This window comes from Clostridium sp. MF28 (genome assembly GCF_002969175.1).
Lineage (GTDB): Bacteria > Bacillota > Clostridia > Clostridiales > Clostridiaceae > Clostridium > Clostridium beijerinckii.
Genome location: NZ_CP014331.1, coordinates 1734173 through 1747575 on the forward strand (window position 1 = coordinate 1734173; position 13403 = coordinate 1747575).

At 29.1% G+C, this 13403-nt stretch carries 14 protein-coding genes; 5 read left to right on the forward strand and 9 right to left on the reverse strand.

From position 1 onward, the window contains the following. Positions 1-2 precede the first annotated feature (2 nt). Positions 3-977, reverse strand: a complete 975-nt coding sequence (locus AXY43_RS07740) for an ABC transporter permease (RefSeq protein ID WP_207715458.1) — start codon at positions 975-977, stop codon at positions 3-5. A gap of 353 nt (positions 978-1330) precedes the next feature. On the opposite strand from AXY43_RS07740, the gene AXY43_RS07745 reads away from it, so the two are divergent. Beyond that, on the forward strand, positions 1331-2071 hold the full coding sequence (locus tag AXY43_RS07745; RefSeq protein WP_243099186.1) for a LacI family DNA-binding transcriptional regulator: 741 nt from the start codon (positions 1331-1333) through the stop codon (positions 2069-2071). Then, a complete protein-coding gene (locus tag AXY43_RS27760) occupies positions 2071-2394 on the forward strand; it encodes a substrate-binding domain-containing protein (protein ID WP_243099187.1) in 324 nt (107 codons plus the stop codon). The genes AXY43_RS07745 and AXY43_RS27760 overlap by 1 nt, the downstream gene beginning before the upstream one ends. A 138-nt stretch (positions 2395-2532) precedes the next feature. Here the strand turns inward: AXY43_RS27760 and AXY43_RS07750 are convergent, their stop codons facing one another. From AXY43_RS07750 to AXY43_RS07765, 4 genes are all read right to left on the reverse strand, one after another. Continuing rightward, entirely contained in the window at positions 2533-3885 is a 1353-nt protein-coding gene (locus tag AXY43_RS07750) for a TolC family protein (protein ID WP_105411355.1), read from the reverse strand. Positions 3886-3960: 75 nt separating this feature from the next. Continuing rightward, entirely contained in the window at positions 3961-5175 is a 1215-nt protein-coding gene (locus tag AXY43_RS07755) for an ABC transporter permease (RefSeq protein WP_105411356.1), read from the reverse strand. After that, entirely contained in the window at positions 5150-6364 is a 1215-nt protein-coding gene (locus AXY43_RS07760) for an ABC transporter permease (protein WP_242986214.1), read from the reverse strand. The genes AXY43_RS07755 and AXY43_RS07760 overlap by 26 nt, the downstream gene beginning before the upstream one ends. After that, positions 6354-7403, reverse strand: a complete 1050-nt coding sequence (locus tag AXY43_RS07765) for an HlyD family secretion protein (protein WP_105411358.1) — start codon at positions 7401-7403, stop codon at positions 6354-6356. The genes AXY43_RS07760 and AXY43_RS07765 overlap by 11 nt, the downstream gene beginning before the upstream one ends. A gap of 249 nt (positions 7404-7652) precedes the next feature. Here AXY43_RS07765 and AXY43_RS07770 point away from each other — a divergent pair, with 249 nt between their 5' ends. Continuing rightward, the gene (locus AXY43_RS07770) at positions 7653-8210 is read left to right on the forward strand and encodes a TetR/AcrR family transcriptional regulator (RefSeq protein ID WP_077829542.1); all 558 of its coding nucleotides are present in this window, start codon (positions 7653-7655) and stop codon (positions 8208-8210) included. Positions 8211-8482: 272 nt separating this feature from the next. Here the strand turns inward: AXY43_RS07770 and AXY43_RS07775 are convergent, their stop codons facing one another. Next, positions 8483-9595 carry a DUF1349 domain-containing protein gene (locus AXY43_RS07775; protein ID WP_077829543.1) on the reverse strand — a complete coding sequence of 371 codons (1113 nt, stop codon included), beginning with the start codon at positions 9593-9595 and terminating at the stop codon, positions 8483-8485. A 381-nt stretch (positions 9596-9976) separates the two neighbouring features. On the opposite strand from AXY43_RS07775, the gene AXY43_RS07780 reads away from it, so the two are divergent. Both AXY43_RS07780 and AXY43_RS07785 read left to right on the forward strand, forming a co-directional pair. Beyond that, positions 9977-10390, forward strand: coding sequence for a polyketide cyclase (locus tag AXY43_RS07780; protein ID WP_105411359.1), 414 nt, complete (start codon positions 9977-9979; stop codon positions 10388-10390). Between the two features lies 1 nt (position 10391). Next, positions 10392-10835: a MarR family winged helix-turn-helix transcriptional regulator gene (locus tag AXY43_RS07785; RefSeq protein ID WP_105412500.1), complete on the forward strand. Its 444-nt coding sequence runs from the start codon at positions 10392-10394 to the stop codon at positions 10833-10835. Positions 10836-11152: 317 nt separating this feature from the next. On the opposite strand, the gene AXY43_RS07790 is transcribed toward AXY43_RS07785, so the two are convergent. From AXY43_RS07790 to AXY43_RS07800, 3 genes are all read right to left on the reverse strand, one after another. After that, the gene (locus AXY43_RS07790) at positions 11153-11707 is read right to left on the reverse strand and encodes a GNAT family N-acetyltransferase (RefSeq protein ID WP_023976768.1); all 555 of its coding nucleotides are present in this window, start codon (positions 11705-11707) and stop codon (positions 11153-11155) included. A 102-nt stretch (positions 11708-11809) separates the two neighbouring features. Further along, entirely contained in the window at positions 11810-12358 is a 549-nt protein-coding gene (locus AXY43_RS07795; RefSeq protein ID WP_087702481.1) for a DUF6144 family protein, read from the reverse strand. 152 nt (positions 12359-12510) lie between these two features. Then, positions 12511-13347, reverse strand: coding sequence for an AraC family transcriptional regulator (locus AXY43_RS07800; protein WP_105411360.1), 837 nt, complete (start codon positions 13345-13347; stop codon positions 12511-12513). Positions 13348-13403: the final 56 nt, after the last annotated feature.

Sequence of the window (13403 nt, forward strand, 5' to 3'; positions counted from 1 at the left end):
TCTTATATTCCTTCTCCCTCGTTTAATTTTTTAACAATTGAATTCACAACTATTAATAAAACTATATTAATAACTGAATTAAACAAACCTACGGCTGTTGAAAAACTATAATCTCCATTTAGAAGACCCATTTTATAAACATAAGTTGGTAAAATTTCTGAAGTTGGTAAATTCAAATCTGTTTGCAAAGCTAATGCTTTTTCAAAACCTACGCTCATAATATTTCCTGCCGATAAAATAAATTGAATAACCATAATTGGCTTAATTGCTGGTAAATCAACATTCAAAATTTGTTGAAAAATATTCGCTCCATCTATAACAGCTGCTTCTGTTAATTCTTGACTTGCATTTGAAAGAGCTGCTGTATAAATAATTGATGCCCAACCAGTTGCCTGCCAAACTGAACTAGCTACATATATAGTCCGAAATGCACTAGGCATTGCCATAAAGTTTGTAGCAGTTCCAAAAAATTGATTAACTGGCCCAATCGGTGATAAGAAAACGATAATCATACCTGAAATTACTATTACAGAAATAAAATTAGGAGCATACAAAATTAATTGAATCTTTTTCTTAATTCCCTCACTCTTTATTCTTGCTAAAAGTAAAGCAAGTATAATCGGTAACGGGAATCCCCACAATATTCCATATAAACTTACCTTTAAAGTATTCATTAACAAAGTCATAAAATCTGGGGAAGATAAAAATCTTTCAAAATGTTTTAATCCTACCCACTGACTATGGAAAACTCCCGAAATAGCACTATAATCTTCAAATGCAATTAGTACTCCTCCCATAGGAATATACTTAAAAATAATTAACAGTATTAGTGGTGGTAGTGTGAAGAACAGATATAATTGATAATTCTTTTTGATATACTTTAACTTACTATATATTTTAGAGTTCTTTTTATTAATAATAGGATCTCCACCATCTAATCTGTTAAAATTAAATCTTGTACTTTTTACCCCATTCAAACTTATTTCCCCTTTCATTTTATTATTTATTTTTTTACATTTGTAACAAAAACTCAATTTACCTTTACAAATCCACTCTGCTTGTTAAATCTTTTTTGTAAACCTTATCTTCAATTTATAAATAGATATTACCAGATTCTCATTACATTTGTCAATATAAATATTACATTTTATCATCGTTATATTTTTACATTTGCACACAAAATATATTATAGCTCTTTTTATTTGCTAGCATTTATGTATATATAATTATTTTATTTTACATTTGTCACTTCATTTGTTATACTAATGTCAATAACAATACTTAAAATATTGATATAAATTTTATATGACAAAGAAAGGAGCCTTTAATAATGCTAAATAAGAAAATAACGGTTCAAGATATAGCCGATGAATTGGGGATTTCAAGGAATACAGTTTCTAAAGCTTTAAATAATACTGGAACATTAGCAGAAGCTACAAAATCTAAAATTATTCAAAAGGCAATTGAAATGGGTTACAAACAATTTGCATATGTAAACAATGTATCATCCATTTCTCCCAATTCATCTTTAAATAAAGAAATTGCACTATTAACAAGCAGTATGCCAAACAGTTCCCATTTTGGATCTCATCTTTTATCAGGTTTTGAAGAAAAGATGAGCACTCTTGGCTATAGATTGTCTATGTATGTTGTTCGTGATAATGAATTAAATTCCTCAAGCTTACCATCGAACTTTAAACCTGAGTTGGTTGATGGCATAATATGCATAGAAATGTTTGATAAAAATTATAGTGAGCTTATATGTCGATTAGACATTCCTACACTATTTATCGATTCACCCAGCACTCACGACAGTAAGCCTGTAAATGCTGATATTCTTTTAATGGAAAATTTCCATAGTACTTATAATATTATTAAAACCCTAATTAATAATAAGAAGACAAATATAGGGTTTGTAGGAGATATATATCATTGTGAGAGTTTTTACGAACGTTGGAAGGGTTATTGCTCTGCTATATTAGATTCAAAACTCTCATTTGATATTAATAATTCTATTATCGAAAACGACAAAGAGCCTTATGCTGATCCTGAATGCTTGGGAACAAGATAATGGACCTTTCAGTTCTTCCTCAAGTTCTTGTATGCGCAAACGATTTTATTGCAATTAATGTCATAAGAGCTCTAAAACATAAAAGTATTTCTGTACCTGATGATATTTTAATATGTGGATTTGATGATTCAATGGAATCAAAAATAATTGAACCTCACCTCACTACCGTTAGTATTCCAAGTTATGAGATGGGAGATATTGCCGCAGATTTGTTACTTTCAAGAATAGACAATCCATCTATTCCATTTAGAACAATCCATGTTCGTACTTCACCTAAGTTTAGGGAATCTACTGGGAACTTACTGAATACAATTAACTATTGATCAATTAAAAATACCCTATAAAGATAAACAATTTAATAAAAGTCTATCTTTATAGGGTACCTTGTATGTGTGATAAAATACATAGTATTTCAATTTAGTATTCTCTTTGAATAATTATTAAAAGTAATATTTCAATAATTAATTAGCCCCTAGCACCCAAGGCTCCTGAATAGTGGTCTTTAAATTATTGTAAGCATTAATGAGTGTTCTTAGTGATGAATCTAACTGCTCGCTTTTTAGAACTAAAGCATTATAATTATTTTCTGTCATCAACCCTACATCCACTTGTGTCTTTGCATATTTAAGTTTTGTGTTAGTTGACTTTATTGTATCATTTAAGTCATTTATTTTATTTTCCAAGTCAAGTAACGTTGAATAAGCTTGCTTTAATCCATTTTTCAGACTCTTTTTTGAATCATCAAGCTTAACTTGTGCTTCCTCAACTCCATACTTACCATCTACATATGCTCCATACTTAGTAAGATCCAGATAATACTTCAATGCATTTTTTTCATAATTTATAAGTTGAAGAGCATAAGAAGTAAGTCCAATAGAATAAGCACCCTCGTCTAATTCAACTGCTCCTGTAGCATCATCCTTTTTCATATATGAAGCTGGAGATGGAATTCCACCAGATGGCATGCTTGGAATATCTTTGTTCATAATATCCTTTACGCCATCATCCTTTAAGTCATCTAAATAATCCTTTGTAAGATTAATTAATTTCTGATTATATTTTAAATAAGTTTCAATTTTATCATTTATGTATTCATCACTTGAACCATCAATTTTAAATAAATTATATTCTATATTGGGATCTAAGGTGTAATTTGATAAATTCAAATTAGTTAAGACTCCTAAATAATCCATGCTGTCCTTTAATGAATTTTCTTTTGCTGTTATATCATTTTTTAAGGAATTAATTTCAATCTGCTTATCCGTTAATTGATTTGAGGTTGCCATGCCTATTTGCACTTTTGTTTTAATAGTTTCTAAGTCTTTATTTTTTATATCTAAATTTGTTTTAGCTTGACTTATATCTATTTGCTTTATAATAATTGCATTATACTTATTAGTGATGTCACTCGATATTTGATCTTGTAAAAAATCTTTCGACTGATTTGTTTGTTTTTCTAGAAGCTCAAGTTTATCATATGGAAAATCATATATTTTTTCACCAAGGCTCTCATAAAAGTCATTAGTTTTATCCTGAATATCTTCTTTCTTTCTGTACATGGATATTTGCTGAGACTTCAAATTTAAATCTTCACTATTAGTTATAGCTGCATTTATAACCTGATCTAAAGTAAGAATTGGTTTACCGTTAGATGATTGTCCATTTATTATTGAATTACTTTCATCATTTATTATTTGAGCACTTACTACTTCATTATTTTTTTGATTCTCTATTGCTAAGACTGGATTTATACTTCCGCTTACTATACTTAATCCAATTCCAATAGCAACTATCTTTTTTATATTCTTCTTCATTTATTCTTCCCCCTTGTATTAAATATTTTCACTTATTAGAAACTGGAACAACAGCATAATCCTTATTTCGGCGTGCTACTGCATAAGTTCAGGTCTATCATAGGTTTCTATCGATATTTTTTCGTCTTCTTCCTTTGATATTTTCCTATTTTTATATTTACTTAGTGCAATTCTAGCAGAATATAATACAATCCCTATTAAAAACCATTCTAACGCATAGGCCATTCCACTTTTTATATATGGTAATATAACATCCCATCCAACCGCTTTTAAGTTTATGAATTTTAATGGAAGTGCTACATTCATAAATGGCCAAATATTTTTAATTATTCTAGGAAGTCCGCTAGGCATTGCATACTCTGGAAATGGAATTCCACTAGCTAAAAAGGTTACTATATTTATCATGGTAAAAAATTGAGTGAAATATATTAAATTATTAAATAACGCTGCAAATAAAACTCCAATAGCTGTAAGATCAATAAGAAATATTGAAGTCAACGTCAAGTATTCTAAGATATTTCCACGAAGAGGCAAATCAAAGTATTTTCCTAAAATGCATAAGGCAATTAAGCTCGAAATTACTGATATGAAAATAATCATTAAAACTCTTGCTAAAAGAATAAGTATGTTTTTCACAGTATCTTTTGATTTAAAATTGATTAAAGTTAACTTTTCTCTACTTTTTATTAAAGCAGGTACTAAAAATGTCATAAGAAAAGTCCCTTGCAGTAAATATGGCACAAGAGAGTACATCAAATACCGTATATAGCTAAGCTGTGGTTCATAAAGAACACGCTCACTATATGAAAAAGTCGTAATGGCTTTCTTTGCATTATATGGCATCATATTTTTGCCTTCAAATACTTTAAGTTGAATTCCAGCATTTATAGTTCCTGTAACTCCATTACAATATGCATATAAATTACTTCCAACAACAACATTTGTTTCATCTATTAATAATGCAACACTAGGAGATTTCTTTTTGACAACATCTTTATTAAAATCTTTAGGAATCACCATTCCCCCACTAACCTTTTTTTCCTTAATTGCCTGTTGTAATTCCTCTTGTGAATCTGCATAATAATTAATATTAACACCCGGACTCTTTTTAAGTTCTGCTATTATAGTTCTGGATAAAGATGAGTTATCCATATCTACTATCCCAAAAGGAATATTTTCAATATAGACTTTACTGAAAATACAAGCCACAAAAATTACTATACTAATGTGAAGTAAACTAAGTGAAATAATACTTTTTTTATCTCTAGCTAGAAACTTCAGAAACCTCATCTTTTTTCCTCCTTCTAATAACTTTATTTAAAATTTTCTCTTTAATATTAGTTCTTTTCTTTGAAATACTTTTAATTAGCAGTATAACTAACATAATAATCCATGTAAAAATCATATATTTTATCAAATAATATAGATTAGGCACTACATCATTAAAATTTAATCCTAAAAGAGATAAGTCTCTCATTGGAATTCCATAATATAGAAATGGAATAATTTTAGATAATTTTTTAAACATCTCAGGTGCAGCCATTAGTGGAAATGTATACCCTGAAAGTAAAACAAAAGAAGAAGCCATAAGGCTAGAGCTACTCACTGCTTCCAGCTTATTTTTTATAATTAATCTAAATAAAATCCCTAAATTTATCATAGTAATACTAAAAGTTATAGTTAATGCAATTGCAGCTTTAACTGATCCTCTATACGGCATTTGAAAATATTTATATTGTATAAACATCAATAGAAAAATTGATATTGAACCTATTAATCCAAAAATGATACTTTTAATTAGTAAGAAAAAATAATTCTCCTTTTCCTTTACTACTAATACACCAAGTGAAATAATTCCTATTTGGGCAATTCCAATTAACATTCCTTGAAGCAAAAAATTGGCTGTGCTTCTTGCTGAATTTCCTAAAAATATAGAATCAGTTTGTATTGGAATAATATTATTTTTAATTTCCTGAGGCATTATCCCAAGTTTACCTTCTCCAAGCTTCATTAAATAACTAACTTTAATAGTCCCTAAGATTTCAGCTATTCTAGTCTTACCTGCACTTACTGCTGACATCTGCGAGCCATCATAGCAAATCATGATTTTAGGTGCTTTCCCATCGTTTAAGTCTTTAGCAAAATTTGCAGGAATGATAATGCCAACCACGACTTTCCCTTCATCCATTAAATTTTTAATATCATTATCATTCTCACTATAATTAACTACATTAAATACTTCGTTTGTATTTATTTGAGTAATAAAATTTTTACTTAAAGTAGAATCATCATGATCAACTATCATTGTAGGAACATTTTTTACTACATGTTCACTATATGTATAACCTAAAGCATAACTAGAAATAGCTGGTATTATCAAAAGTAACATAACAGAAACTATAATTTCTTTAGACTTTATAAATCTTTCTTTAATCTTCGATACTATTTCCTTCATACCTATTCTCACATCACTTTCCAAAATCAACAAAAGCAGTCATTCCAGAACGGAGTGGCTTATCGTTATCAGTTAATTCAACTTTAACACCATAAGATAGTACATCAAATTCACCATTATCATTTGTTGCTCTTTTAACTGCAAAATCAGCGTCTTTATTAATTCTAACTACTTTCCCCTTAAATTCCTCGTCTTTATATGCTGGAATCTTTACAGAAACTTCTTGTTCTAAGTCTACTTTAGACAAATCTGTTTCCCTAACATTACATAATATTGATGGTTCATCGGTCTTAGTAACTACAATAAGTTGCATCCCTGTTGATATAACTTCTCCTGCTTCAACATTCACTTGTGTTATTGTCCCATCTTCTGGTGCAGTAACTGTAGCATAATTAAGGTTTACATTAACTCCTTGAAGTGCTGCTTCAGCCTGTTTTATTTGCCCTTCAACTGCTTCAACTGATGCATTTGCCTGCTCCACTTGTGCCTGGGCAGCCTTTATATCTTCTGGTCTTGCACCACTTTGTGCTATATCATACTTATCTTTTGCTACCTGCATTTGAGTTTCAGCATTATCAAAATCTGATTTAGGAATTGAACCTTGATCATACAAAACTTTTAATCTATCTACAGTTACCTTTGCAAGATCATAAGCAGACTTAGCTTGGTCAATTTCTTCTGGTCTTGCACCATTTTGAGCTAACTCAAGCTTTGCACTTGCAGCATCCCTAGCTGCCTGAGCAGCATTTAACTGAGACTTTGCTGTTTCAATTTGAGCTTGTACTTGAGCTTGTTGAGCTGCCAATGTATCACTATCAACTATAAGTAAAACATCTCCTTTTTTTACATTATCACCTTCCTTAACTTTTATTTCTTTAACCTTTCCGGGAATTAATGTATTTACATTAACATCTGTCATGTCAACATTTGACTGCACTATTAAATTACTTTGAGTCTGCTTTACTAGCTTGTCCCCAGTTAATGTAGATACTGGCGTGCATCCTGTAAATATATTAGCTACAACCATTGAAAATACTACTAATGCTGCATTTTTTACTTTCATAAAATTCCTCCTAAAATATAATCTAGAAAACTTTATTTTCTAAAATTTAAATCTCATAAGTTGTATATTTATTGTTGACTTAATTAGGATTAATACATATATTGACATTATATTTTTTATGAATTATCCTTTATATAGACACAGGTCTATTATAGAAATATGTGGATTCTTATTCAATAATCAATATTAATGGATAAGTCTGTTAATAAACTAAAATGGTAAATTTGTCTATTAAATGGGGGATTACAAATGACAGATAGGCGTAAAAGAAAAACACAACAAGCTGTTCAAACTGCTTTTGCTAAATTATTATCAACTAAAGATATAAAAGATATTACTATAAAAGAATTATGTGAAGAAGCAGACATTAATAAGAGTACATTTTATTTACATTACAGAGATATTTATGACTGTGCAGATAGTTTTATGAATTATGCCGTCGATAAAACCATTAAAGTTATAGAACCTTATGATTTTACCGAGTTAATAAATCACATGCCAGAAATAATTGAAAAAACATTGGATATATTTAGGGAAAATAGGGATCTTTATGTTCCATTTTTCAATTCACCAAGGCACTCTTTTTCTATGTATAAGACAAAACAACTTATTATTAAAAAGCTGTTAGAAAAAACTCAAAATGATGAGAAATCAAGACTTGTAAATAAGAGTACCATCTCTTTTATTGTATGTGGACTTTTTGGTATTCTTGAACAAATAGAATTTGATGAAATAAATCCTGAAATAACTTCAGTACTAACATCTAAAATTCAAAATGGATTTATTCCTTCTAAAGATACTCATTAATTTAACGCAGCATGTTAGTAAACCCTAATGAACTAAAATAAATGAGCAACTGAAATTAAATTACAATAAAAAAACAGCCTAAAACACGTTGTATTATGCTTTAGGCTGTTTCATCACTATCATATTTAATATTTATAGCAGGCTCTTTTATCTTCATATTCGTGTCCATTATAAATTTGCTATTTTTGCAATTCACAATGCACATTTCACAATCACTGCTAAATCTTTGAAATATTTTTAGAATTATGATAAAGAATTATTCTTGAAATATATCAAAAAAAATCCTCTTTTATCTTCAATTCTGTAAATAAAACATTATAACCACTATCAATAGGGCTACAGCAATATATCCCACACTTAACATTTCTCTTTGGACTGTGTAGATGACAAATTCTAAGTTGCCTCCAACCTTTATTTAGAACATTAACCTCTATTTTATAGTCGTTTCCTTGTCTGCTAATTCTAAATTCAGCTTCATTAACTTGTTTATCTAACTCTTGTGTAGACCAATCTGAATATCCCAAATTAGTTACGACAGCACCAAGTTTTGGAGGATTATCTAGCTCATATTCTATGGAAGTCTTCAGCCAATTATCCTCGTCCACTCTTACTGCTAATCCACACTGGTCAAATTGATTGATTGGATTAAACTTAACCTTCGTTGTCATAGTAAAGTCCTTTTCGATTTCTATATAAAACATATGAGCATTATCATTTCTAAAACCATAATGAGTCCTTTGCCAAAAATCAGTTACCTTATCAGGTTCCACGTAAATTCCCTTTTCTTCCACTTTCCACACTTTAGGTTCATATAGCCACTTCATTTTATCTACTGTCGAAGGATCATTTACTAAATCAATAAAAACCTCTGACTCTTTCTCTAATATTTTATCATTTTTTATTATTATATCTGCCTTTGCCTTAGGGTTATCTATTGAAAAATGCTGTCTTTGAAGCCACATGAAATAATCTCCATAAAGATCTTTTTTATCTTCGTCGCTTCTTTCTATGGATGATGTAAAAGTACAATCTAACCATACTTTTATATCAAAATTAATATCTACAGTATTCTTAAATATTAATGCGCCCTCAACTATAACTATATCATTACTTTTGCATGCATTTTCAATTTCATTTTTTATTGAAGAAAAATCATAAGCATTTTCATAGTAATACTTAGATGGATTAATATTACTAAGAGATTCTTTTAATACATCTTGATTCTCCTCTAAAGAAATTGTATAAACCTTATATTGGCCTTGGTATCTTTCTTTTAATTTATTAGCTAAAGTAGTTTTTCCACTTAAACTTATGCCACTAATACCAATTAACGCCTTTGAATTTTCTTTCACTTTTTCATTTATTAAAGAATATAATTTTTCCATAATTAATACATCAACTCCCTTAGTAATATTTCTTATTATATTTTAGCATATGAAATAAAATAATAGATTAAATATGTCCTTCATATTTCGTGCCAGACAGATATATAAATTCTGCTTATATCCGATTTACAAGAATAATTTAATGTCTCAGCATGATGGGAAATATGCAAGCATACTAGTCTAGTATTTTTTAGTTGTACCTTAATGTAGCTTTATAATAAATAATTATACTACATAATTATTTTTAGAAATCCTCCTAAAATAATCCTCACATAAATTAATTCATTTATTTAACTTGACAAAATAAGGAATTAATATTATAAATATATATATAATAAATGTACTTATAATAAATATATGTATATTAAAGGAGAGGTTAAAATGGAGTTAACATTCAAATTAGAAGTAAATGCACCTAAGGAAGCTATTTGGTCTTATTATGCTGACCTTGAAAAAAGGCATATTTGGGAAGAGGATTTAGAAGATATTAAATTTAATGGAGAATTAAAAACAGGAACTACTGGAACAATGAAACTAGAGGGAATGCCAGAGATGTCTTTTACTCTTACTAATATCGTTCCTAATTGTTCTTATTGGGATAGAACTGATGTCCCTGGGGTTGGAGGCATATATTTTGGACATGACATATTGCAAAAAGATGGTAAAACTTTTATTCAACATACTGTGAGATTAGATAAAGAAAAACCATCAGAAGATGATCTTAATTTTCTTTGCAACGTATTTTCTGATGTCCCAAAATCTACTATGCTAATCAAAAAGGAGGTTGAAAAATAAATTGGAATTTCCATCAAATCGCTTTAAAGATGATGCAGAATCGTCAACCGGACTTCTTTTTATTCGCGTATATAATAAATGGCATTCCATTATAAATCAAGAGTTACGTAAATTAGGGATTACTCATCCTCAATTTGTAGTGCTTACCACCTTAAACTTTCTTAGTCAATCTGACGATAATGTGACTCAAGTAAGTATCTCTAAGATGGCAGATATGGATGTCATGTCAGTATCCCAAATCGTTAAGGGATTAGAAAAGAAGGATTTTATACAAAAAACTGTAAATCCGAAAGATAGTAGAGCAAATGCAATTATACTACTGCCAAAGGGGCAAGAAATGGTAAAACTCGCTCTTCCTGTTGTTGAAAAAATAGATGATAATTTTTTTGGTATTTTACAGAAAAATGAAAAACTCTTTCGTAAGTATCTAAATCAACTAGATTAGTATCTATTTAGAGGTATGATACCAAAATATAAAAAATGGATAGATCGTAAAATATCTATCCATTTATATATATGTTGAAATCCACAATTCACAATTACAGCTAAAATTCTCACAATATTTTTAGAGTTATGATGAAGAATTATTTTTGCGGTATATATATTTAAACATATTATGCATTAAATATAATTTTTATATGGGAAACTGGCTTTTGTGCTAAATTAAATAGACTACTTAGTAAGGACTTTAAATAGTTAAAAGCTCTCTTCCAAGAGTTCTGTCATATATTTTTTTATCATTTATTTGCGCCAAATTCCATGTCACTGAATATTCCATTCTTCTTTTAAAATCGCATATATTACATCATCAACCCACTCATTGTTAAACCAAAAACTTTTTTTAAAATGTGCCTCTTTTCTCATTCCAATTCTCTCAAGCAAAGTAATAGACTTTTTATTTTGAGGATCAACCGATGCCGTTATTCTATGTTTATTTAAAACATTAAACAAGTAATCTATCACGCCTGTTACTGCTTCAGTAGCATACCCTTTTCCTTGATATTTTTCAGATAATGTATATCCAATTTCAACTTGCAAATTATCTTCATCACAAAAGTGAATACCAACATCTCCTATAAACTCATTATTTTCTTTAATTATAATTCCAAGCTGGTACCATGTATCTGGTATATTGGGAATTCTTGATACTTTTTCAGAAATAAATTCCTCTACTTCTTTAAGCAACTTAGGCCTCCAAGTTTGAAATTTACCTACTTCTTCACTTGAACGATATTCAAAAATTGATTCAGCGTCTAAAGGCGTAATACACCTTAATTCTAATCTTTCCGTTAAAATATTTATTTCACTTGCATTCATTACTTTTTCCTCCACTAGCATTCTGTGTATTTTGTTTAGTGTTACCTTCATGTGGTAATTATAACATAGTTAAATAATCATTATTAATATGATATTTCTTCTCTATTGCCATATAACCCCCTTTGGAATTATCTTCATGAGGCATCTTTCATTACCCATTTTTATACTTTTCAGTAGCTCAACATCAACTTCACACTTAAAGGCTTCTTCGAATAATACTTTACTATACCCAGTAGTACATTGGCACCATGTATCAGACTCTAACCTATCTACATCCGCAAGCATTGGGCATGGACAAAAATTAAACTGTAAATAAAGTTCTCCATTCTCATAAAATAGCCCTATATCTTTTGCTTTCTGTAAATTTCCGAATTCTTCTAAACTTGATGATAGTTCCATTAGCTCTTTCACAAGTTCTAACTTCTTATCCATTCCATATCCACACTGGCACTTCATTCTGATCTTCTTAATAGTCGCCTTATCAAATTTGCTTTCCAATCTCTTCATTGTAGAATTCACCCATATGGCGTTGCTTTCTAATTTACCACTTCCCTCTTTTCCATATACAACTTCTCTTGCAATATCCTCATTGCTTTGCCCCTTCACAGCTTCATAAATAACATCCTCTTGGATTTTCCTTATATCAAACATAAAATTCCCCTTTTCTTGACTTTATCTAGCAATAACTTTAATCACATAAAAGAAAATAACAATTCTAAAATTTTATTATTATTTTTTGAATATTTCTTATCACTATTTTTATAATAAAGGAAACCTTATTTTTTTACTTCTGAATTCTTGCTCTATTTAATAGCAACACATAAGTCCATATTAACATGACTATTTTTTCTATCAATACTATGGTAAATCCCTAATGCATATCTTTCGTCTCTTCTATACCCACTACGTGGAAGCCAAACATTAAAGATTCCCAGGAATGTTATAAAAATATCATATATATATCCACTAAATCTATAAACTGCAAATTTACCACCTTTTATTGTTGTAAGATTTTCTGACTGTACATATTCATCGACAGTGATACATAGATCATATATACATTTGTCTAACTGAGTAATAGATGGATCATTATAAGATTTTTCCATCAAAAGCGTATCTGTTTTAATATAATCTTTATACCGTTCCATAAAACTATACCAATTAACACCTATCTCACTATAATCTCCAATATATCTTTCATAAATCACTTTAAAATCATTCAAATTTTCTATAATAATGTTCCCATCATAATGCTCAAAAGATTTAAAGGAATTATATTCACTAGGACAAAATGGATTAATAACGCCTGCTGAATTCATAGATTTTCTAAATTCTACTGGACAAATACTATATTGCTTACTAAAGGCTGAACTATAATTGGAAGAACTGTATCCATAATTAATTCCAATATCAGTAATAGTTTTATCTTTTTCAACCTTAAGACTTACTGCACTTTGATCCATTTTTACACATTTAATAAAGGAATATAAACTTATTCCCGTTTCTGCTTTAAACATTCTACTAAAATGATATTTTGAAAAATTACAGTAATTGGCAACATCTTCAATAGAAATCTCCTCATCTATATGCTGCAAAATGTATTCAATGCTTTTATTTATCAAAGATTTTTTAATTATCACTTTAAGGCCCTCTCCCAAATACTTTTTACATAAACTAAAATTTCGTTTTGATAAAA